The 20766-nt window shown below is 57.8% G+C and carries 22 protein-coding genes; 9 read left to right on the forward strand and 13 right to left on the reverse strand.

Annotation, left to right across the window (positions count from 1 at the left end):
- Window positions 1–30: 30 nt before the first annotated feature.
- The 6 genes from A9D14_RS15100 to A9D14_RS15125 all read right to left on the reverse strand — a co-directional run bounded on the left by A9D14_RS15100 (window position 31) and on the right by A9D14_RS15125 (window position 7009).
- Window positions 31–387: a nuclear transport factor 2 family protein gene (locus tag A9D14_RS15100; protein ID WP_066849745.1), complete on the reverse strand. Its 357-nt coding sequence runs from the start codon at window positions 385–387 to the stop codon at window positions 31–33.
- Window positions 388–585: 198 nt separating this feature from the next.
- Entirely contained in the window at window positions 586–3012 is a 2427-nt protein-coding gene (locus A9D14_RS15105) for a TonB-dependent receptor plug domain-containing protein (RefSeq protein ID WP_083988098.1), read from the reverse strand.
- Window positions 3013–3336: 324 nt separating this feature from the next.
- Window positions 3337–4293: a quinone oxidoreductase family protein gene (locus A9D14_RS15110; protein WP_066849756.1), complete on the reverse strand. Its 957-nt coding sequence runs from the start codon at window positions 4291–4293 to the stop codon at window positions 3337–3339.
- Entirely contained in the window at window positions 4293–5660 is a 1368-nt protein-coding gene (locus tag A9D14_RS15115) for a phosphotransferase (protein ID WP_066849760.1), read from the reverse strand. The genes A9D14_RS15110 and A9D14_RS15115 overlap by 1 nt, the downstream gene beginning before the upstream one ends.
- Before the next feature lie 84 nt (window positions 5661–5744).
- Entirely contained in the window at window positions 5745–6182 is a 438-nt protein-coding gene (locus A9D14_RS15120) for a nuclear transport factor 2 family protein (protein WP_066849763.1), read from the reverse strand.
- A gap of 17 nt (window positions 6183–6199) precedes the next feature.
- Complete coding sequence (locus tag A9D14_RS15125) at window positions 6200–7009, reverse strand: SDR family NAD(P)-dependent oxidoreductase (protein ID WP_066850660.1); 810 nt, start codon at window positions 7007–7009, stop codon at window positions 6200–6202.
- 295 nt (window positions 7010–7304) lie between these two features.
- On the opposite strand from A9D14_RS15125, the gene A9D14_RS15130 reads away from it, so the two are divergent.
- The 3 genes from A9D14_RS15130 (at window position 7305) to A9D14_RS15140 (ending at window position 9655) form a co-directional block, all read left to right on the forward strand.
- Window positions 7305–8528, forward strand: coding sequence for a cytochrome P450 (locus tag A9D14_RS15130; RefSeq protein WP_066849766.1), 1224 nt, complete (start codon window positions 7305–7307; stop codon window positions 8526–8528).
- A 110-nt stretch (window positions 8529–8638) separates the two neighbouring features.
- Entirely contained in the window at window positions 8639–8938 is a 300-nt protein-coding gene (locus A9D14_RS15135; RefSeq protein WP_066849774.1) for an MDR/zinc-dependent alcohol dehydrogenase-like family protein, read from the forward strand.
- Window positions 8939–8956: 18 nt separating this feature from the next.
- Complete coding sequence (locus A9D14_RS15140; protein ID WP_066849777.1) at window positions 8957–9655, forward strand: 2-oxo acid dehydrogenase subunit E2; 699 nt, start codon at window positions 8957–8959, stop codon at window positions 9653–9655.
- Between the two features lie 942 nt (window positions 9656–10597).
- On the opposite strand, the gene A9D14_RS15145 is transcribed toward A9D14_RS15140, so the two are convergent.
- The 3 genes from A9D14_RS15145 to A9D14_RS15155 form a co-directional block, all read right to left on the reverse strand.
- Complete coding sequence (locus A9D14_RS15145) at window positions 10598–10900, reverse strand: HigA family addiction module antitoxin (protein WP_066849783.1); 303 nt, start codon at window positions 10898–10900, stop codon at window positions 10598–10600.
- Window positions 10900–11181, reverse strand: coding sequence for a type II toxin-antitoxin system RelE/ParE family toxin (locus A9D14_RS15150; protein WP_066849786.1), 282 nt, complete (start codon window positions 11179–11181; stop codon window positions 10900–10902). Before A9D14_RS15150 ends, A9D14_RS15145 begins: the two co-directional genes overlap by 1 nt.
- A 423-nt stretch (window positions 11182–11604) precedes the next feature.
- Window positions 11605–14169 (reverse strand): sensor domain-containing phosphodiesterase, encoded by a 2565-nt coding sequence (locus tag A9D14_RS15155; protein WP_066849789.1) that lies wholly within the window; start codon window positions 14167–14169, stop codon window positions 11605–11607.
- 104 nt (window positions 14170–14273) lie between these two features.
- Here A9D14_RS15155 and A9D14_RS15160 point away from each other — a divergent pair, with 104 nt between their 5' ends.
- Together A9D14_RS15160 and A9D14_RS15165 are read left to right on the forward strand one after the other, a co-directional pair.
- Window positions 14274–14474, forward strand: coding sequence for a hypothetical protein (locus A9D14_RS15160; RefSeq protein ID WP_066849791.1), 201 nt, complete (start codon window positions 14274–14276; stop codon window positions 14472–14474).
- Window positions 14475–14798: 324 nt separating this feature from the next.
- Window positions 14799–16022 carry an IS256 family transposase gene (locus A9D14_RS15165; protein ID WP_066849793.1) on the forward strand — a complete coding sequence of 408 codons (1224 nt, stop codon included), beginning with the start codon at window positions 14799–14801 and terminating at the stop codon, window positions 16020–16022.
- Here A9D14_RS15165 and A9D14_RS15170 read toward each other — a convergent pair.
- The 3 genes from A9D14_RS15170 to A9D14_RS15180 all read right to left on the reverse strand — a co-directional run bounded on the left by A9D14_RS15170 (window position 16003) and on the right by A9D14_RS15180 (window position 18134).
- On the reverse strand, window positions 16003–16392 hold the full coding sequence (locus A9D14_RS15170; protein ID WP_157668260.1) for a hypothetical protein: 390 nt from the start codon (window positions 16390–16392) through the stop codon (window positions 16003–16005). The two genes, A9D14_RS15165 and A9D14_RS15170, sit on opposite strands and share 20 nt — an antisense overlap.
- Window positions 16389–17273 carry a toll/interleukin-1 receptor domain-containing protein gene (locus tag A9D14_RS15175; RefSeq protein WP_232469087.1) on the reverse strand — a complete coding sequence of 295 codons (885 nt, stop codon included), beginning with the start codon at window positions 17271–17273 and terminating at the stop codon, window positions 16389–16391. The genes A9D14_RS15170 and A9D14_RS15175 overlap by 4 nt, the downstream gene beginning before the upstream one ends.
- Window positions 17274–17645: 372 nt before the next feature.
- On the reverse strand, window positions 17646–18134 hold the full coding sequence (locus tag A9D14_RS15180) for an outer membrane beta-barrel protein (RefSeq protein WP_066849801.1): 489 nt from the start codon (window positions 18132–18134) through the stop codon (window positions 17646–17648).
- A 212-nt stretch (window positions 18135–18346) separates the two neighbouring features.
- On the opposite strand from A9D14_RS15180, the gene A9D14_RS20325 reads away from it, so the two are divergent.
- Window positions 18347–18472 (forward strand): hypothetical protein, encoded by a 126-nt coding sequence (locus A9D14_RS20325; protein WP_269769230.1) that lies wholly within the window; start codon window positions 18347–18349, stop codon window positions 18470–18472.
- Between the two features lie 35 nt (window positions 18473–18507).
- Entirely contained in the window at window positions 18508–18660 is a 153-nt protein-coding gene (locus A9D14_RS15185) for a DUF6961 family protein (RefSeq protein ID WP_157668261.1), read from the forward strand.
- 162 nt (window positions 18661–18822) lie between these two features.
- Here the strand turns inward: A9D14_RS15185 and A9D14_RS15190 are convergent, their stop codons facing one another.
- Window positions 18823–19056, reverse strand: a complete 234-nt coding sequence (locus A9D14_RS15190) for a hypothetical protein (protein ID WP_157668262.1) — start codon at window positions 19054–19056, stop codon at window positions 18823–18825.
- Window positions 19057–19249: 193 nt separating this feature from the next.
- Between A9D14_RS15190 and A9D14_RS20500 the strand changes: the two genes are divergently transcribed.
- Together A9D14_RS20500 and A9D14_RS15200 are read left to right on the forward strand one after the other, a co-directional pair.
- Window positions 19250–19681, forward strand: a complete 432-nt coding sequence (locus tag A9D14_RS20500) for a hypothetical protein (RefSeq protein ID WP_083988099.1) — start codon at window positions 19250–19252, stop codon at window positions 19679–19681.
- Between the two features lie 279 nt (window positions 19682–19960).
- On the forward strand, window positions 19961–20602 hold the full coding sequence (locus A9D14_RS15200; protein WP_066849814.1) for an outer membrane protein: 642 nt from the start codon (window positions 19961–19963) through the stop codon (window positions 20600–20602).
- Window positions 20603–20766 lie beyond the last annotated feature (164 nt).

Below are 20766 nucleotides of genomic sequence, written 5' to 3' on the forward strand. Positions count from 1 at the left end.
GTTCGCCTGTCGTTCGCTTTTCTTGGGCACTCACTTCGCGGGATCCCTGTGGAAGTATCTTACGCGCAGAATATCCCCGTCGGCATGATAGGTTTCGATGCTGGGCAGAACCGTTTGGCCCGTCTCGCCTGCAATGATGTTATGCACCAAGGCCGCAGCTTCGTTGCCATTGACCAGCAAATGCACGAGTTCGGTTGTGCAGCTTGGGCCGTATGTCTCCCACATCTCCTGGACAGCCGCTTTGCCTTCGATAGGTTCGCTGCCGACATATTCGACCGTGAAGCCGCCAGGACCCAAAGCCTCGAATGCAGCTAATACGCCGCCAAGATTATTGGCATTCCACTCGCTGTAGATCGCGCGTATATGCGGTTTCATCTCTCTATTCATTGGACACTCCACTCCAAACTGCTCAGGCCGGCATTGCGCGCGCCGGTGCATGCGCGGTCGTATTCTTTATTTTCATTCAGGTTGGATGGCGCCGAGCGGCGATGAACCTTTCTTACGAAAGGCACGTCACTGCATTCGATTCCTCCGAGAACCTGGGCGGGCGTTGCAAAGGCAACCGTACGTCGACACCAAGCGATGCTATTTTCCGAACGTGACCCGCAGTTCGACACCATACGTGCGGGGCGCGCCATAGAACCCGCTGTTAATACCCAGTGCGTTCGATCCGACGTTCGAAGAGGCCAGATATTCCTTGTCGAAGACGTTGCGCATGAAAAATGCCGCATCGATCGAGCTACCGGCAATGCCTTCGACGTCCAGACGGGCGTTTACGAGGTCATAGGCAGGCAGGATCGCGTCAGAGGAGCTTACCTTGCTGGAGTGGTAGTAGTCTGCCCCCAACTTGAACGTTCCGAACGCGTCCGGAACCGGCAGGGTCCAGTCTACACCGGCGGTCACCGTGGTCGTCGGCACAAGGTTGAAGGGCACTTCCGGGGTAGCAAGATAGGCGGCCAGAAATGGCTCGACGGTAAGTGAGCGTGACTTCAGGTCGAGGAATGTGGCTCCGATATCGAAGGAGAGGGACTGGCTGGGCGCGGCCCGAGCCGACAGGTCGATACCTGCCACACGCGTCTTGCCCGCATTGACTAGCAACGTGCCGCCACTGGGGTCGTTAGAAGCATCGCAATCGCCATCGGGCGAAGAGAAGGGGGGATTGCTTCCACCCGGCCCGGTGCCGCATGCGGCGTTGGTATTCAGGCCGGAAATCGGCACCTGTACGTTGTCGTACCAACCGATAAAGGGTGACGCATTCAGTCGGACACGCAGGTCTCCCGCTTCGAAATCGGAACGAACGCCCGCTTCGAGGTCAGTAACTTTTTCCGGCGCAAATGACTGGTAAGGCGTAAGGAGCCCCGCAAGCGTAGGGGTATTGATGCCGCCTGCGCGGTAACCGCGGCGGGTGACTACATAAACAAATAGATCCGGGTCGATCTGCCAATCCAGACCCAGCGTCCACGTCGGTGCCTTGGACGAGGTCTCGTTGATGCTTGAATTGACGATATCGCTCGTTCCTGCACGGCATTCCGCCGGAGAGACTTCCGGTTGGTTCGTGGTGCCGCCGCCGACGCACGCCTCGATGTCGTCCCAAGTGTACCGGAACCCCGCATTGAGACGAAGCCCATCTGTCATGCCATCCAGCGACAGGCCGAGATTGGCGAAGAGCGCCTTGCTCTCTTCTGTATAGAAGCTGTAGTTGAATGGCGCGTCCGTAATTCCTGGCAGGATAAACACGGGAATATAGGTTCCGCTCGGCCCGACCGGCTTGCTTTTTAGATAGAATCCACCAACCAGCCAGTCCAACCGGTCATCGATCAGCTTGCCCTTGAACTGCACCTCGTTGGAGAACTGTTCGACGTCAGACGTTTGTCGGCCCCCGACCACGGTAACGGGAAGTCCGGCCGGAATTGCGCCTGACCCGTCCGAAATAAGGGTCGGCAGTCCATCGACACTGGAGAAATAGTCGACATCGGTACTGCGGTACCCGAAGATGTTCACGAAACTTACGTCAGGTCCAAATTCGACTTCCGTCCGGTTGGTCACGCCGATCCGCTTTACGCGTTCGAAGGCATCGACATCCGAATTGATAACCCGCGGCCCGCGAGCCTCTTGCAGAGCCAGCTGCTCTTGTGCGGCCGCCAGTGTACCAGTGGCGGTCAGCGCGTTGGGTCCATCCAGTACGTTGTAGAGCACCGACGCGCCGCCGGTGGAACGGTTGCGGTAGTAATCGAAAATCGTAGTGTTGCTGAATCCGTCAAAAGGTTCGAGCAGGAGGGACGCGCGGAATGCGCGCGAGTTTAAATCGTCGGCATCGTCGCCGATGCCGATGTTCTTCGTCCACCCGTCACGCTTCTGGTACTGCCCCGCCACGCGCAACGCGGCGATGTCGGCGACCACCGGAATGTTCAGAGCGCCTTCCAGGATGCGCGAATCGTAGTTACCGTAAGTCGCGGTCACGTAGCCGCCGATGTCGTAATTCGGAGCTGTCGGGTAATAGAGGATCGCGCCGCCGGTAGTATTACGGCCGAACAAGGTGCCCTGAGGGCCCTTCAGCACCTGCACCGACGAAAGGTCGTAAGTCGGGATGCTGGACCCAAGCGTTGGCGCGGGCACCTCGGCGAAATAGCTGATTACCCCCGGCGCGCTGTTCCCCGCGAGCGCCTTTGATTGGCCGCGGATCGAAAAGTTGGTGTTTTCGCGCCCTCCCGAACCGGCAAGAAATATGCCAGGGGTTTTGACCAGCAGATCCTGTGTGTCGCGGATCGTGGCGCTGCGCAGGGTATCGGCATTAAATGCCGTGACTGACACGGGTACCGACTGGATGTCCTCTTCAGTACGGCGAGCGGTAACGACGATCTCATCCCCGTACCCGAATACTTTGGCAGAACTGTCGTCGTCCCTTGCCTGATCGTCCACCGTCGCGTCTTGCGCGAAAGCCCCTTGGGCGGCGATAGTGGTCGAAAGCAGAACGGAAACGACAGTGCGAGTGGATAGGGTCCTGATGCGCATCCATACCTCCCTTTGGCGGTCGCTATCGCCGCCTTGGGCTTGATGTGCACGGGGCGGCTACCATTCTGACCTATCGAGGGGAGGGGTTGTCCGGCGCGATCAATCGGCGCCATCATCGTCGAAATTGTAGACAGTTACGTCGGGAAGGGCGCGGATCGCCTGGTACGTCAGGCGCTCTGGAGCTACAGCACCTGTAGCGTCTATTGGAATGTTCTAGCGGGCAGCGTCTCGCGCAGCTTGGGCGTATCGGCGATCCGAAAAAGGAGAGCCAGCACATCGACACCGTGGGGCTTCAATTCGGCCCAGGCATGGGGTTATTCCTGTTTATTGGGCGATGGAATTGCTGTGCGAACGGGAGGCTTGGTCCACATGCAGCACCACCTTGCCGTGAGAACTGTCACTCAGCAGCGCCCAGGCTTCGGCAATGCGTTCGAGTGGGAATGACCGAATTGACACCGAAAGCTTTCCTTCTCGATGCCATGCAATCAAACGGTCGAAAGCGGCGCGGCGCTCGGCGACCGGTCTCTGCCCGGTGCCAATGCCGTGAACCGACTTGCCGACCAGTTCGGCCAGCGAGACGGTGAGGTGCATGCCGGCTCCGACGCCGATGCTCATCATGCGCCCTCCCGCCGCCATCGCGCGCACCGCCGCTTGGGCGGGAGCGCCGAATACGCAGTCGAGAACAATTTCAAATGGACCGGCAACGCTCAGTGCGGCGTCGTCATTTCCGGTTCCTATTTGGACGACCGCGTCGGCGATACCGCGGTCGATCAGGATGGACAGCGCATCGGCGCTACGTCCCGCGCCCACAACTCGCCCTGCACCCAGTTGCCTCGCCACTTGCAATGCGATCTGGCCAAGCGGGCCGGTTGCGCCCAGCACCAGTACGGTTTCCCCTGGCTTCACCTTGGCCTCTTGGAGGGGGATCAGCGCGCCGGTTCCCGATATGGCTAGCGAAATAGCCTGCTCTGCTTGGACATCTTCGGGCAAGGGCCAGATTTCCTCGTCAGCTACTGCAGTCCACTCGCAGGCCGAGCCATAGCCCGCGATCGAGTGCCCGAAATAAACGCGCCGACCGTCCTCAAGTAAGCCGACTCCTTCACCTCCGATAACATAGGGGGGACTGGGCGGATTATAGACGCCCTTCGACCGCATGATGTCGGTCGGCTGTAACCCGGCCGCAAGAACGCGCACAATCGAGGTGCCCGGCTGTGCGGGGGGAGCCGGAAACTCCCTGATTACCGGATCGCCGCCCAATTCACTGATGATCGCTGCCAGCATCAGCGGGTCTGCGGCAGTCGGACGTTCAGCGCAGCCTCGCCGATGGAAGTCGGCCCGAACAGTCGAAGGCGGCGCCCCTCGATCCGCGCGATCAGTTGGATCAGCGCCATGTCCTGATCAGGTCCGGCTTCCAGAACGCGATGTTCCAGCGCCGCCTCAGCGCTGGGCCAGTCGGCGAAGTCTTCTCCCAACAACTGCGTTACATCGGCAATATCCTGCCTGACGACCTCCGCCCCGTAGGCATCAGCACGCTCCGCCCACTCCACAAGTTCGAGGGCTTGAGCCCTTTGGGACCCCGCGAGCTCATCCGACGGGGTGATCGAGCCGACTGTATCGGCAAGCTTGGCCATCAAGGCAGCATGATCGCCCTTGCGCCGTGGAAGTTCGGGGAGATCCGGCAAGGGAACGTCGGCGAGCTTCGACAGGGCCAACAGGATCGAGCGGCGCAGGGCGAGATCGAACTGTAGGTAGACGGAGTGGGGATCAGCCGGTTCAGGGCTTGCCACCGTGCCGGTGAACTGCATCGTACCTAGCAGCGAGAACTGAAGCACATGGAAAAGGATCGCGTCGTGATCCACCGGCTGTCCGCTCGCTTCCTCGTAATATCGCACGAGTTCGGGCAGCGGTGCGCCTAACGGCTCAATGGTATTGCGCATGCCCATTGTGGCAAGGTCGACCATGGGGTCGCCGATCATGCTGAATTCGAAATCGTAGAGCTTGGTCATCTTGCCGTCCTCGACAAGAAACTGGCCCGAATCGAACTGGATAAAGCTGGCCTTGTCGCGGTGGCGAGGGACGTTGCGGCGGATCCACTGGATGACGAACTCGAGCAGCGGCTCGGGCCGTGCTTTCGTGCGCCTGTACTGCGGCATATATGCCTCAAGCCCAACCAAAGCGATGGCTTGAGCTTCTTCCGGTCGGTCCATACCGATAGCGACAAATGGCTCAAGGGGCAGGGCGTGCATGGCGGCCACGGCCTGCATGTATTCACGTCCGACGTTGCGTTTCTCATCGTCGGTCAGATCTGACAGGTCCCGTGTGCCCTTGATCGATTCCATGACAATGCACGGCGGATCAGCGACATAAGCATAGACCTGCGGCACGGGGATGCCGTGATCGTAGAGCACTTCGATTATGTCGGCCTCCCGCTTCAGGTCCGGAAAGATCGCGACATTGCCGCCCCGGTCTCCGCGGAGGTGGATGGTCTCGGTCGCTCCTTCCTTCTCGACCGCCACAAACCACGCAGGCCGCCAGCGGACCTGCCGCTGGGAGGAAACGATGCGACCGCCGACTGTCTCTTCCACCACCAGGTGAATGCGCGCCAATGCCTCGTCACTGTAGGCCGGATCGCCATTCGTAGAGCTCATGTCGCTGGGTCCTTGGATAAGCTGGGCAATCCGGCACAATTCGCTGCAGCTTAGCGTTCATGCCGGCGCCGTATCATGACGAACCTAGGCAGAAAGTTCGTCGGTTCCGGCAAAGTCCTGGCTCACTCCCATCTTCTTTGTCAGATCGGCCATGTCGAGATACTCGCGCCACTTCGCGATCTTGCCATCTTCGTCGAATTCGTAGATCGCGACCATCTGGTGCGGGCACCAATTTCCCATGATATAGGCGGTATCCGAACGTTCCTGCATCACCATGCGTTCGTTAGACAAGATGTTGACTTCGTTGCATTTATTATGCGTGGCGACTCTACTTTGCTGCTCGATCTCCTTTCGAAGCGCTTCCTGTCCTTTGATGACCGGTCCGCCCGGCACCCATAATTGCCACTCGGCGTCGTCGGACATCATCGAAAGGATCTTATCGATGTCGGGCTTGGTTTCCGCCGTGCCATCGCCCCATGCGGCGTGGAATTCGCGGACATAGTCTTCTTGCTTCTTACCCACGAGGCGATCTCCTGGTTTCAGGCCTTTGCCTGCATCTTGCGCGTAACGCTTATGAAAGGAACGGTGCAGCTCTGGCCGCCGTCCACCGAATAAAGCTGTCCATTGACATATCTCGATTCGTCGGAGGCGAGGAAGAGCGCCATGGCGGCAATATCCTCTGGCTCGCCTATGAAAGGTGTATTGAGCACCTCAATGAAAGCCTCGTCCATTTCTGGCGTGGACCACTTTATCTTGGACGGGGTCTGGGTTGGGCCAGGCAAGATTGCGTTGCTGCGGATCCCTTGCTTGCCATAAGTCGCGGCGATTGCCTGAACGAACCAGTTCAGCGCGGCCTTTGACGATCCGTAGCTATACGCCGTAACGTCTCCGCCAAGCGAACTGCCCGACGACGTCGCGATGATGGATCCGCCGCCCTGTTCCAGCATATAGGGAATGGCGAACTTGCTGGCCATCACCGCACCGATCACGTTCACCCTTAGATTGGCGAGAAATATCTCCGGGTCGAAGGCCAGAAAGTCGGCATCGCGCATCGCCATTTCGGAGTTCACGAACAGGGCGTTGTTGAACAAGACGTCGACCCGCCCAAATTGCGAAACGGTTGTATCGATCATAGTCTTGGCAGCTTCGGTATCACTGATGTCCACCGTCATCGCCATCGCCTGACCGCCGTTGGCAACGATCCTATCGGCAACGCGCCTTGCACTTTCCGCGACGATGTCGGCGACAACGACGGTCGCGCCTTCCGAAGCGAACATCGTGGCGCTGGCATCGCCGATTCCGCTGCCACCGCCGGTCACGATCGCGACCTTACCTTTTAGGCGATCCATCATCCTCTCCGTAATGCCGCTCCTGCTTATCGCGGAAAGTGCGTGCCCTTAGATGGTATGCAACCTACCCGATGGCCGGTTGCTGTTGGGGCTGAACGACGATGTTGGTGCAACGGCACGATGTGGTTCGGCTGCGCATACCTATCTTAAGAGAGGTTTTTACCTGGGGCGTGAGGGCACATCGTCGGCCGCTATAGGACGCGTCAATCTTCAGTCGCGCAGGCCCGCAAGATGTCGGCAGGGTTATCGATGACCCGAAGCGGCGGCAACAAAACAAGAATGGTGGAGAAATCGGATGGCTAGCGCTGCAACCCAGGAAATCCCGGCCCATGTACCCGCCAAAAAGGCGATGCGCCTTCCGTTTTTCGCACGTGAGGAAGTCAAGGACTGCCCACAGGAAAAGATGATCCCCGAAATGCACAAGTCTCTGGGGCCAATCACCTATGTCACGAACATTTTCCCCGGCGACAAGCCGGGATGGCTACTTACCGGCTATCAAGACACGATGGCACTGCTGCGCGATCCCGAAAATTTTACCAAGAACGGGATGGGGCAGTGGTCGCAAAGCATCGATGAAAACTGGCTGGTGGTGCCTACGGAAATTGATCCGCCGAGCCACACCTTCTATCGAAAGGCGCTCAACCCCCAATTCTCGCCGCAGAAGATGGCGGCAATGAAGGACGATCTGCGTCGCCGCGCGCATGACCTTATCGATGTATTTAAGGGCCGCGGGTCCTGCGACTTCGTCAACGAGTTTTCGGAACGCTTCCCGATCTTCATCGTGCTCGATCTTCTGGGTTTGCCGCAGGATCGGATGGCCGAATTCCTCGTCTGGGAAAAGGACATGCTCCACACCAATGACTGGAAAGTGCGCGTCGCCGCGGTAACGCATGTGGTCGATTACCTTCGCGGCGAAATCGCCGACCGCCGTGCCAATCCACGAGACGATTACATCACCCGCATCTTCGATTTCGAGGTCGACGACGGCCGCAAATGGAACGACGAGGAGGTGCTTGGCCACTGCTTCAACCTGTTCCTCGGCGGCCTCGACACGGTTACGACGATGCTTGGCAACATCTTTTGTCATCTCGCACGCCACCCCGATCAGCAGAAGGAACTACGCGAAAATCCGGACAAGATTGTCCTGGCGGTCGAGGAGTTCCTGCGGGTTTATGGTCCGGTTACGGCATTCCGCATTGCGACGCGCGAATTGGAAATACATGGTCAGAAAATTATGCCGGGCGAATATGTATCGGTCTGCACCCCTGTCGCCAATCAGGATCCCGAACAGCACGACAACCCTTCCGAAGTGCGCTTCGACCGTAAGGCTCCTCACATTGCACTTGGCGGAGGCATCCACAAATGCCTCGGCATGCATCTTGCCCGGTTCGAGCTTCAGACGGCGCTTGAGGTCTTTCTCGCGGAAATTCCGCAGTTCCGATTCAAGGACGGGTTCGCGCCGTCCTACTTCGTCGGCAATATAACCTTTGTCCCGCGCCTCGAACTGCAGTGGAGTTGACCCATGCACTGGGTGCGCATGATGTGCTGCTGTCGAAAGATGCCGATGCCATGTAAGCGGCATTCGGGCGGTTCGACCTTGTACTCGACACCATCCCCGTAGCTCACGACATGACACCTTACCTCAACCTTGTCGGGCGCGACGGAATTGTGGTGCTGATTGGCGCGATCGACATGGTACCCCGCTTTCATTCGGGCAATCTGCTGATGCGGCGACGCTCCCTTTCCGCATCGATGATCGGCGGCATCGTCGAAACACAGGAACTGCTGGATTTCTGTGCCCACCACGGAATCCTGCCAGAATGCGAATTGATCGCCATGGCAGACATCAACGAAGGCTTTGGACGCATGGAGCGCAACGACGCAAAATATCGGTTTGTGATCGATATGGCTACCTTGGAACGAAAGTAACGCAGCAAAGCTATAGATATGAAGGATTATCTAGGTCAGTTTGGCGCCGTCGAGGTTGCGGACACATCGAATTTTCAACGTGTTATAGGGAAGCGTCTTACCGCGAGCTGGAACACCATCCCGCATGTCACTCACAATGACGATTTTGATGTCACCGCGTTGGAAGCATTTCGGGCAAGTTTTGGCCCGGATCGCAAGATTTCTCCCCTGATCTTCCTAATCAAGGCGCTGGTCGTAGCACTACAGCAGTTCCCGCAGTTCAACAGCTCCCTATCCGAAGACGGGAAGGAATTGATCCGAAAACGGTATTTCAATATCAGCATCGCGGTCGACGGACCTCCTGGACTGCTAGTCCCCGTACTACGCGACGCCGATCGCAAGACTGTCGACGAATTGGCCGCCGAGCTTAGCGCGACCAGCAAGCAAGCGCGTGAAAAGGGCTTGCCTATGGCCGCGATGGAAGGCGGGTCGATGACCATTTCCTCGCTGGGCGGTATCGGAGGTACGTCCTTTACGCCAATCATCAATCCGCCAGAAGTGGCGATCCTTGGCGTCACGCCGATGCGCAATGTGGCGCACTGGACTGGAAAAGAATTTGAACCCCGGCAGATGATGCCACTATCGCTCAGCTATGATCACCGCGTGATCAATGGAGACGACGCGGCGCGCTTCCTACGGTTCATTGCACAGGTAGTTGAGAATCCGGCCAACCTCTAATGGAAATTTTAGATATTAGGTTTGTCAGTCGAGTTTTTAACATCATATTAGAAACATATTCGCAGAGTTCGATAGAACAGATTACATAGACAGTTATGAGAACTACAAAGGGGATTAAAGAGACGGCGGTGCTAGACACTCTGGAAAACTAAGTCGTAATCATTGAGGTTTCGACAGAATGCTAGCGCGTGCAGCGAGTAAGACATTGTGATCCTCACGGAAAGGAGCACCGCGACCACGGCCTGAATATCAAATTCGAGGGCAATAAAGTTGAAGATTTACCAGAAGGGAGAGGTAAGATGATCGTTATCGCGTGGCTCACTCTATTCATTTTGGGATGGTCTTCGGATCGGTGGTCTATTGGTCTGACAATCGCACCGTTATCTGCGTCAATAATTACAGTATCGTGTCTTTTTATGACCAATAATCCAGCTTTTACGTCTATTGAGAGACATTTTGAATTTACGGTTGAAAGCATTACGCTTAATTTTTTAGTAAAGATGCTTTATTCTCTAATATTTTTCACGATCGGGTATATCTGTCATAAGGTTTGGGAACGTCTTATTATGCGCCGCAAGTTATAGGCAGAGAGCAGGTTTTCATATTAATACGGCAGAAGTATATCATCGTAACTGGAAGGGCTGCATTCGAGGTAATGCCTAAGGTGGCTTGGGAGAGATGCAGGCGAGAATGGCTTTTGCACTGATCGCCGGCTTGTGAAGGCGGCGCTCCGGAGACTGTTCTCAATTTGTCTGATCAAGCCATCAAAACACCACGGACCTAAAGAAAAAATCTTGGTTTACATAATGCATATTATCAGCGCGTCGTGGTCCTTTGAAAATGCGCCTGATTTTAGCCGAATTCCCGCCTAATTGACATAACGTGGACGATGGCCGCTCCCCTACGATGGAGGTTCAAACGCCAGCGCGCGGCCTTTGCCGACTAAACCGGTTCCGGAATGCGGTCGACCTTGATGCTATCGGCCATTTCCTCAGCGCGCGCGAGGTCATAGGCTGCTTGCATGCGCAACAAGGTCGCTGCTGAAACGCCAAAGGCCTTTTCGAACCGGATCGCCATATCAGGCGACAACCCAGCCTTACCGTTGAGCAGATTGCTCAGAGGCGGACGCGACACGCCAAAGCGATTGGCAAGATCGGTGACGCTAATACCGTAAGGCAAAACCATCTCTTCCTTGAGCCAGGCGCCTGGATGAACGGCCAGAGAACGATGCATCTTGAGAGCCATCAGTGACAATCCTCCAGATCGAGATGGGCAATGGTTGTCTCATCAACCTTCGTAAAAACAAGCCGCCAGTTCTTCGTGACTGTCATCGCGAACCAGCCCGCCCGGTTCCCTGTCAGCGCATGGAAACCATAGTTCGGCGGAATGGCGAGTTCATCAAATGAGCCGGTCGCATCGATAAAGGCCAGCATCCTGCGAAGCCGCTCCACCTCCATGAGCCCCCTCGCCTTCCCTGTCGTGAAGAACTTGCGGAGGTTTTTGTGATCGATGCTTTCGATCTCCATGGATTTGTAATGTCATACATTACATGCGCTGTCAAGTTAGTGTAATGCGGCGCATTACACTCACGTCTCATTTCGGCCCCCTGCCCTGCACGCTTTTGTGATGCCGTATGACCGCAAAGTCGGACGATCCGGAACGGCAAGTTTTGGATCGTGAATCGTGGATAGCGGTCATTCCGGACGATGGACCGGCATGTCGGCTTCGCGCCCTAATCTAGGCCAAAGCGGATTGCTTGACGATCGCTTGAAAACGGAAATGGTTGCCCATGGGGCTCAAAGCTGAAGTTTGTGACTTAATTGCCGCCTTCGAAAGCGAGAATGAATGACCGATTTTGTCAGAAGCAGGCGCTGCACGGTAATGGATCGGCCCCAGCAGGTGACATGCTCACGAGAAACTCCACCGGTGCGTATGTCTAGTCCGCCGGGTCATGCAGCTTTGGACGCCATAGCTTCAAGATTACCCTGCGTCATAAGCATCTTGCCAAGCGTGTTCGCCGTGACCGGCCGACTGAACAGATAGCCTTGCAGATGGGTACAGCCGCTTGCGACCAGAAGATGCCTTTGCTCCTCCGTCTCGATACCCTCCGCGACCACGCCCATGTAGAGCGCAGCGCCCAAGCCAACCACGGCCTCGACAATCGCCTTTGCCGCACGCGAAGTTCCGATCTCATCGACGAATGACTTGTCAATCTTGACCTTGTCGAATGGGAAGCGCTGGAAGTAGCTTAGCGAGGAATATCCTACGCCAAAATCATCGATTAGCACTTGAATGCCGAGTGTGCGCAGTTGCTCGAGCTGCCGGAAGGTGCCTTCGACGTCGCGTATGACGAGCCCCTCGGTGACCTCGAGCTGGACGCGGTCGGCCCGAATGCCGGATTCGTCGAGCGCCTGCTGAACTATCTCGATGAGCTTTCCCGACAGGAATTGCAGAGGAGACAGATTGACCGCAACACGCACATGGTCGGGCCACCCCTGTGCGTCACGGCACGCGCGGCGCAGCAGCTGCTCGCCCAGTCGGTCGATCAAACCGCATTCTTCAGCGAGGGAAATAAAGATGTCCGGCCGGATCGGTCCTCGGTCCGGATGGGTCCAGCGGGCCAGCGCCTCGGCACTGGTGATCTGACCCGTCTTGGCGGAGAGCACAGGCTGGTAGGCCAGGTCAATCCCGTCGTTCTCTATGACCTCGCGAAGTTCCGTTTCGAGCATGCGCCGGTCTTGCGCTGCTGCGTCCATCTCGGCGTCGAAGAAACAGGCTTTGCCTTTGCCCATCTGCTTGGCCCGATATAGCGCCAAGTCTGCGTTTTCTCGAAGTTGGCCAGTTGTGCGGCCATCCTCTGGCAGGAGCACGATGCCGATGGAAGCACCGAGATGGGCTAACACGCGGCCCGTTGTGAATGGCTCGGACATACTCGTCAGGATGGCGGAGGCGACTTCATCGGCACGCTCGCGCAGCCGCGTGCCGGTGAGCACGGCTACGAATTCATCGCCACCGATGCGCGCCACCCAATCTTGCGATTGGACCGCAGCCCGCAGCCGGTCGCTGACTTGCGCCAGAACCGCATCACCCGCAGGATGGCCAAATTGGTCGTTTACTGCCTTAAACCGATCAAGATCGATGCTCAGCAATGCGAACGGCTCGGCCTTGCGAACAAGGCCATGCAGCCGATCGGTGAAGCTGGCGCGGTTGAGCAGGCCGGTTAATGCATCGAAATTCGCCAGACGAAGCACTTCGGCCTCGGCCAGCCGGGTCTCAGTCACGTTTTCCGAGATGCCCAGAACATACTGTCCCGGTCGATCCGGACCATCGATCAGCGTACGTGTAGTACGCAGATGGACAGACTGACCATCATCGCGCACGAACTCACTCTCGAACATCGTAGCTGACGGTGACGCAATTGCCTCGCTGTCGCGCTCCTCGTACCCGTCGCCATGATCGGGAAAAAGATCGCGATCGGTCTGACCGACAATCTCTTTCGCCGGGCGACCGATTGCGTTCTCGCCGGCGCGATTGACCAGCACATATTCCCGCGTCTGCGCGTCCTTGACGAACAGCATGGCGGGTAAATTGGTGACGACCGTGTCCAGGAAGGCTTGGGCCTGCTCGCGTTCGCGCTCCAACGCCTTGCGCGCAGTGATGTCGCGGATGATAGCTGCGAAACCGCCATCGGGCGGCCCCGCGCCCCATCGGGCAAGCGAAAGCTCGATCGGGAATTCGCTGCCATCTGCTCGCCCGCCGACGAGTTCAACGGTGGTTCCGACTAGTCGGGTGGCGCCGCCAGCGGCCGCGCGCGCGAAAATCTCGCGATGGCCTTTGGCGAGACGCGGTGGGATGACGATCTCGACATTCTGGTCGATGGCTTCGCCCCGTGCATAGCCGAACATCCGTTCGGCTGCGGGATTCCAATAGACAATCGTGCCATCTCGGTCGGTCGCCAGCACTGCGTCCGAGGTGGTGTCGGCCACGCGCGCGGCGATCTCTCCCATCTTGCGAAATCGCCGCGTCTCGATCAGGTCCGTGGTGAGCCTCGCAAGATCTTGAAGCACGGCCTCCTGAGCCTCGGTAAGGCCGTCCCGAACGATCGGGTCGAATACGCATAATGTGCCGAGACAATATCCTGAGCTGATGATGAGCGGTATGCCAGCATAGAAGCGTATCCCGCCTTCCTGCGTGACGAGTGGGTTCTCGCTAAACCGATCATCTCGTGTGGCGTCGGGAACGACAAGGATATCCCGCGAGGCGACCGCATGCGTGCAGAAAGAGATATCGCGCGGTGTTTCCGGAAAGGGAATCCCGTGCCGTGATTTGAACCATTGTCGTTTCTCATCGATTAGGCTGACTGCCGCGCTCGCGACACCCAGCGCAGTCGCGGCTAGCCGGGTGATATCGTCGAATTCGCGCTCGGCAGGCGTGTCGAGAATATCCAGGTCAAGGAGAGCAGACAGGCGGTCGACTTCGATGGATGTGAAGGAGGGCATGTTGGAGAGGTCCATCGGATCGGTATGACACGCGCTTATTTACAGAGTGGTAAACAACCATGATGGGGCGGCCGCTAGCGGTAGCTTTCCGATTTCGCTCGCCCTCAAAGCATTAGGCTATGCACCTGCGCAGCATCTCCGGCCGCATCGACCATGACCATCGAATGCTACGCCAAAACGGGCCGCTATGGACCGAGATCGTCATCTGGACCTCGGTCATCGGCACTTTCCTCACCGTGACGGGGCTTTATGTCGGCATCGGCCGCATTGCACTGCGCCGCAGGGGCCGTATCTCGCCCCACAAAGCGCTGTGGTACTAGCTAACATGCTTGGCTTGTTCTTTGGCTTGCTCACGATGACATGGGTCTTCAGCGGTTTGCTGACGAGGAAGCCCTGGGGACTGCTGATGGGCGGGCCCAACGATGTACGGCAGAAAGTCGTCGGCAGCGCCAACTGGTCCGATGCGCGGTAGTTCCGGGAAAGTACGAGCCGCAGGGATATTCCTGCAAGTACGGCGCAGCTTGAGCCGGTGCTACTCGGTGGGCGGTTGCATGCGCTCGCCGATGAGGAGTGTCTCGGCTTTGGCCGGGACTGTCAGGAATTCCCTGTGTGGGCGGGCATAATGGGTAAGAAGGAGTCCCACTATATCCCGACGCAAAGAACCTGCGATACCGAATGAGCTGCTGGATCAGCTTTTGGCTGGCGGCGCTGCCAGCGCCGCTTTCGAACAAGGCGGCTTGCTGGATTCTCTGAAGAAGGCGCTGACCGAGCGCGCCTTGAATGCGGAGATGGATCACCATCTGACCAGCGACGAAGAAGCCGGGAACACGCGCAATGGCTATGGCCGCAAGAGCGTGACCACCGATGCCGGCAAGCTGGAGATCGATGTCCCGCGCGATCGTCAGTCGAGCTTCGAGCCGCAACTGATCGCGAAGTACCAGCGCCGTTTCCCCGGCTTCGATGACAAGATCATATCGATGTACGCGCGCGGCATGAGCACCCGGGAGATCACCGGGCATCTGCACGATCTGTATGGCATTGACGTGTCGCCGGACCTGATCAGCACCGTGACCGACGCCGTGCTCGACGAAGTCGCCAGCTGGCAGCAACGGCCGCTCGATCCGGTTTACCCGCTCGTTTTCTTTGATGCGATCCGGGTCAAGATCCGCGATGAAGGCATGGTCCGCAACAAGGCGATCCACATCGCGTTGGGCGTCCGCGCTGATGGCGCCAAGGAGGTGCTGGGCCTGTGGCTCGAGCAGAACGAAGGCGCCAAGTTCTGGCTGCGGGTGATGAACGAGCTCAAGAACCGCGGGACCGAGGATATCCTGCTTGCCGTGGTCGATGGGCTCAAGGGCTTCCCCGAGGCCATCACCGCCGTGTTTCCCGAAGCCGTGGTCCAGACATGCATCGTCCATTTGCTGCGCAATTCGATGGACCTCGTGTCCTGGAAGGACCGCAAGGGGCTGGCGACGGCGCTCAAGGAAATCTACCGCGCCCCCAGCGCCGAGGCCGCCGAACAGGCGCTCACCTCGTTCGAGGCTGGTCCCTGGGGCAAGCGTTATCCCGCCATCGGCCAGAGCTGGCGACGTGCCTGGGCCGAGGTCATCCCGTTTTTTGCGTTCCCTGATGAGGTTCGCCGGATCGTTTACACCACGAATTCCATCGAGGCCCTCAACTCGAAGCTCCGCAGAGCCGTCAGGGCGAGAGGCCACTTCCCGAGCGACGAGGCCGCCACGAAATTGCTCTATCTGATCTTGAACCGGTCGGAGAAAGAGTGGAAAATGCCGCCGCGTGAGTGGACCATGGCAAAGGCCCAGTTCGCCGTAATTTTCGGTGAGCGCTTCATCAAAGCCATGGCGGCGTAATGTTCAACCGCCCGCCCACACACGGAATTCCTGACAGTCCCCTTTGGCCAGCGCCGAGCAGACAGCCATCCCAAGCCTCGCTGCCGATGATCCAGAAGTTATTGCTGATGAAGTCCGTCAGCACCTTTTCGACGTCACTCACCAACAGCGATCCGAGGTGTGGGGCGGCGTTGCGGCGCATGAATAGCGCTGTCTTCAGCAAGCCACGATACTCGTAATTCACCTCGAAGCCAGCCCCGCCCACGAATGGATGGCCGCCCGGCTTGTTATACATGAAGCTATGTCGCCGCCGGTCGGGAGCGCGCTGGCAAAACATGGCGTCCAACATCATATCGACCGCTAAACGGGCATTCGAAACCGCCGCAGTCACTGATTCTGCTCGCCCTCGTGACCAGACCGAAAGCTCTTCTCCTTGTGCGGAGCAATCACATAAGAAAAGGTCACTTCATCGGAAGGTGCGCCATGGCCTCGGCTTTGCAGCCTCTCGACCTTGGTTGCGAGGTAGTAGCCGGCCGTATTTCGCCAAACTGCGATCTCGCCGATATGGGGAGAACGCACTCGGGACGATGTGTCGTAAATTGACGCATCAACGATCTGTGCGATGTCGCCGACGCCAAGCGCGAGAGCGACAGTTCTGATACTCGGCGCATTGGTATAGGCATGGATAGAGGTCGCACCGCCCCGCGACCAAGCAGTCTCGAATAGCATGTCTCCCGCACCGACAGCGAAGCGGCCATTGTTGTTCGAGTAGTCGAATGTAACCGAGCCAGCGAGCGCGGGAGACACATAGCGCTCAGGCGAAAATGGCAGCCGCGGTTCGATTTCCGGAGCGGTTTGGGCAAACGGATTCGGGCCAAGGGCGGGACGTGGCGCAACGGGCTGATTGTGGATGTCGCGCAGCAGTTCGGCGTAACGGCCTTCGAACGTTTCATCAGCGCGAAAATCGACATACAGACGTGATAGCAGGAAGGTCGGCAAAACATCGGTCGAAGCGTTGTTACGGATTACCGGAATGATCCGATCGGCTGTTACATCGCGCATAAGCTGGCCCGTCAGGATCATCTTCTCATAGCCGACGTCGCCCTGGCCGCGATTCGCTTTATCGGCATAGGTCGTGCTGCAAACCACGAGCACTCGGTCAGCGCCAGTCAGTCCGTTCTCCATGAAGCGCGGTAGGTCGGAACCCAGACGCATGTCCCATTGATCGAGCAGAACGTCGACACCGTTCGCAACGAGCCGGGTGGCAAGCATCAGCACCCAATCCTTGTGTGCTTGGTCATCGTGGGAGTAAGAGATGAATAGTCGAGGAGCTTCCTGCATCTCGCGAACTGGCCCGATCAGCGCGGCGAGGTCAACACACTAGCATAGCGCGCGCCGACGCATCGCTTACCAGTGGCAGGTCAAGCACCGTAAGCCGCCATAGAGGAGAGTGGCAGCGAACGGCCCCTTTTTCCCAATAATGGTCGATCGTTGTGCCACGACAGCCTGATGAACAAATGGCAGGTTTTAGGGGCCTAACTTGGGCGATCGAATGTCGGCTACGTCGGCGTCCATTGCCTCGATCTCAAGTAAAAAGGGCGACCCGCATCGCGAGCCGCCCCTCCCTTGACCAGGGATAACTGATCAGAACTTCACGCCGGCACCGACGAGCGTCTGATAGAGCTCCAGATCGTAATCGTAAGTACCGTAGCGGGTTTCAACGTTGGCGTAGAAGCCGCCGAAATCTTTTTCAAAGCCAAGGCCGAACTTCACGCCGTCGACGCTGCCTGCGACGTAGTCTGCATCGATGTTAGAGTAGGAGACTGCGCCGTAGAACAGAGATCCTGCATCGAGTTTGGTGCCGATGCGGCCGCCGATCGACAATTCACGAGTGTCGAACTCGTCGTCGAACGCAGCGGTATAGCCGACCAGAGGGCCTGCGACTGCGCCACCGAGGTCGAAATCATAGCCGGCGAGAAAACCATAGGACACCTCGTCGGTACCGAGGAAGTCGTCATCCAGAACGCCTAGTTCTACGCCGATACGCGCACCGCTCGCATCCTGCGCGCACGCGGGATTCACAGCAAAGGCCGCAGCGATGGCAGCCGCTGCGAGTCCAACATTCTTGATCATCTATTTGTCCTCATTGATGTTAGCCGCGCTCCCTAAAACGCGGTGGCGGCGCGGTTAGGCAAGCAGATCTTGCCGGTCAATCAGGAGGGAGAACCGATCAATCAATGTGGAGAATTAAGTGTCTTGTCTGCCACGGCTTGACGAGGCCGGAAGTTTGCCATGAGGTACGGCACGATTGTTCGCTGCTGCCGCGCCGTGCCGGAAGGAACCACATGAAGGACTGGCTCTCCGATTCCGAGGTCGAGAAATTCGAACGTCGCGCCTGGGTGGTTGAGTTGGAAGCGACAATTCTGGGGAGCACGATGTTGTTCCTCGCCCTGAGCTATCTTTTGGACTGACTGCCACGATGCTGTCGCGCGATAAGGAACTTTGGATGGTGGCGCTGCAGATCGAGCGAATTCATGGGACCGGCGGCGCTGCCTTTATTGCACGACGCCAGAAGCATTTTGAAGATCTGGCAGAGGAAGAGGGAGCCGCTCTATGGCAGGAGATCGGCAGAAGGTTTGACGAGCTGAACCCGGCTTGACAGAGAAAAGACTGTCCTACTTGGAACGAATAAGGAACATGGTGCGCCTCTGAAAACAGGAGGCTTACTTTGGTCATCCTCAACCCCTCAATGATTTTCGCGCTTGCGGCGCTCGTCACCGCCTTATCAACGCTGATCTGGGCGACACGCCGCAAGCCGTAGTCAGTCGTCGTTGCTACTGCGGATCGGTGAATTCGCCCGGAGATCCATGAAGGCAGACTGCACGTCTTGATCGGTGCCCAGTACCGCAAGCCGACGTACCAATTCCTGCTCCGCAGCCTGGAGCTCCTCGCCTGTCAGGTCGGCGAAGAACGCGAATTCGGGGCGTTCGGCAAAATGAGGCTCGGTAGGAACGCTTTGTAGCCAGTCGACAAAGCGGGTGACGCGGTGATTCATCTTCAGCCCTTGGATCGTACGCCGGCAGAAGCGGGCCGTCACATACGACTATGCAAATTTACCTGTCGTTTTCAACTCGAGGGTATTCGCTGAGGGGTGTCAGGGGTCCGGCGCATTAGGCTAAGGGAAATTCGTCGCCCCGTCACCTTCTGCATAGGCGATCGCCGCACTGAACTGAAAGAAAGTCCGCACCATGATCCTTACCATTCTCGCCTCGGTGCTTGTTGTGCCGGCAGGCCAGACTTTCGAGTGCACCCCCACACATGTCTGGGATGGCGATGGTCCTGTCTGGTGCGCAGAAGGTCCGCGCGTCCGGGTCTCGGGAGTGGCAGCAAGGGAGGCTGATGGAAGCTGCAGGCCCGGACATCCATGTCCCGACGCGGATCCCCAAGATGCGCGGGATTACCTCGTTCGTCTGGTCGGCAGGCCGATCGGGAAAAGCCCGCATGGCCATATTCTGGTTGAAGGTCCGACGTTGACGTGCGTGTCCACTGGATCTGCAGGCGGCAGTCGAACGGGCGCCTGGTGCGCCTCACCTCTCAGCGGCGATCTATCTTGTGCACTCGTCGCATCGGGTCTGGTGGCGCGTTGGGAACGCTATTGGGGCAATCACCGGTGTAGCTAACTGGCATACATCGAAACAGGTCAAGCTGCGTGGAAGCGACGTCTTCTGACCGCCCAGACCGTAGATAGAGGATCGGCCTGTCGCTGAACTGCGATACCAATCAGCGCCAGACCGAAGCCGAACACCGCGATAAAGCCACGTACTGTTTACGGCTCTCAACAGCAGCGCCTGATCCACATCGGGCTGCGGAAAACTTGAATCTGCGAATAGATTTTCCTTCGCCATTCCGCAATCGACGCGCTCGCGGCGTAGAGCCGCTAATAATGGGGGAATACCTACATGAAAAAATACGTGGCGTCGCTCGCGATCGCGGCGGCTACATTCGCGACTCCTGCATTGGCACAGGATTTCCAAGGCTTCTACGCTGGCGTAGAAGGCGGCTTCGACAATTACGAAGTCAAGGTAGACGACATCGATTTGACGGATGTTGTTGGCTTTGATGCTACAGGTTCGTTTGACGGTCTAAGCGGTAACGGCGTCATGGGCGGTGTGTTTGCCGGCTATCATGTGACCATGGACACCACCTTCATCGCAGTCGAGGGCTTCGCGCAGCTGAGCGACGCATCTGTCGGCATCTCGGCCACTGATGGCGTCGACGAGATCAAAGCCAGCATCAAGGCCAACGAAAGCTTCGGCGCCGCCGCTCGATTCGGCGTCAAGGTCAACAACGCAACTGGCATCTACGCTCGCGTTGGCTGGCTCAGCACGAACTTCAAGGCGACGATCGACGATGGAGTCGACGCCTATTCGGACAGCGAGAGCGAAGACGCTATCCAGTATGGTGTTGGACTGGAAACGATGATCGCTGAATCAATGAGCCTTCGCGCTGAGTATCTGCGCGCCAGCTATGGCGATCAGGGCGTTGACGGGCTCAGCATCGACAACAACAACTTCAAGGCGGGCCTTGCCTTCCGCTTTTGATCTGAAGAGGGCCGGAGCGAACACTCCGGCCCCATTCGACCGCGACATCTGGAAAGCAGCTAATCAAGAACTTCGCTGGCAGCGATTCTACGGGATTGAGCTCGCGACTTGACTTCGTGAATATACGGCAAGTTTAAGGAAGCCGTTTTGACTGACGCTATGCC

Origin of the sequence: Croceicoccus marinus, from assembly GCF_001661675.2 — a bacterium.
In the GTDB taxonomy this organism is placed as follows: domain Bacteria; phylum Pseudomonadota; class Alphaproteobacteria; order Sphingomonadales; family Sphingomonadaceae; genus Croceicoccus; species Croceicoccus marinus.

Excerpts from the sequence above, each read along its gene's own strand:
- A9D14_RS15100 (WP_066849745.1), bottom strand. The coding sequence starts at position 387 with ATGAATAGAGAGATGAAACCGCATATACGCGCGATCTACAGCGAGTGG.
- A9D14_RS15105 (WP_083988098.1), bottom strand. The coding sequence starts at position 3,012 with ATGCGCATCAGGACCCTATCCACTCGCACTGTCGTTTCCGTTCTGCTT.
- A9D14_RS15110 (WP_066849756.1), bottom strand. The coding sequence starts at position 4,293 with ATGCTGGCAGCGATCATCAGTGAATTGGGCGGCGATCCGGTAATCAGG.
- A9D14_RS15115 (WP_066849760.1), bottom strand. The coding sequence starts at position 5,660 with ATGAGCTCTACGAATGGCGATCCGGCCTACAGTGACGAGGCATTGGCG.
- A9D14_RS15125 (WP_066850660.1), bottom strand. The coding sequence starts at position 7,009 with ATGGATCGCCTAAAAGGTAAGGTCGCGATCGTGACCGGCGGTGGCAGC.
- A9D14_RS15130 (WP_066849766.1), top strand. The coding sequence starts at position 7,305 with ATGGCTAGCGCTGCAACCCAGGAAATCCCGGCCCATGTACCCGCCAAA.
- A9D14_RS15135 (WP_066849774.1), top strand. The coding sequence starts at position 8,639 with ATGACACCTTACCTCAACCTTGTCGGGCGCGACGGAATTGTGGTGCTG.
- A9D14_RS15140 (WP_066849777.1), top strand. The coding sequence starts at position 8,957 with ATGAAGGATTATCTAGGTCAGTTTGGCGCCGTCGAGGTTGCGGACACA.
- A9D14_RS15145 (WP_066849783.1), bottom strand. The coding sequence starts at position 10,900 with ATGGCTCTCAAGATGCATCGTTCTCTGGCCGTTCATCCAGGCGCCTGG.
- A9D14_RS15150 (WP_066849786.1), bottom strand. The coding sequence starts at position 11,181 with ATGGAGATCGAAAGCATCGATCACAAAAACCTCCGCAAGTTCTTCACG.
- A9D14_RS15155 (WP_066849789.1), bottom strand. The coding sequence starts at position 14,169 with ATGGACCTCTCCAACATGCCCTCCTTCACATCCATCGAAGTCGACCGC.
- A9D14_RS15160 (WP_066849791.1), top strand. The coding sequence starts at position 14,274 with ATGCACCTGCGCAGCATCTCCGGCCGCATCGACCATGACCATCGAATG.
- A9D14_RS15175 (WP_232469087.1), bottom strand. The coding sequence starts at position 17,273 with ATGCTTGCCACCCGGCTCGTTGCGAACGGTGTCGACGTTCTGCTCGAT.
- A9D14_RS15180 (WP_066849801.1), bottom strand. The coding sequence starts at position 18,134 with ATGATCAAGAATGTTGGACTCGCAGCGGCTGCCATCGCTGCGGCCTTT.
- A9D14_RS20325 (WP_269769230.1), top strand. The coding sequence starts at position 18,347 with ATGAAGGACTGGCTCTCCGATTCCGAGGTCGAGAAATTCGAACGTCGC.
- A9D14_RS15185 (WP_157668261.1), top strand. The coding sequence starts at position 18,508 with ATGGTGGCGCTGCAGATCGAGCGAATTCATGGGACCGGCGGCGCTGCC.
- A9D14_RS15190 (WP_157668262.1), bottom strand. The coding sequence starts at position 19,056 with ATGAATCACCGCGTCACCCGCTTTGTCGACTGGCTACAAAGCGTTCCT.
- A9D14_RS20500 (WP_083988099.1), top strand. The coding sequence starts at position 19,250 with ATGATCCTTACCATTCTCGCCTCGGTGCTTGTTGTGCCGGCAGGCCAG.
- A9D14_RS15200 (WP_066849814.1), top strand. The coding sequence starts at position 19,961 with ATGAAAAAATACGTGGCGTCGCTCGCGATCGCGGCGGCTACATTCGCG.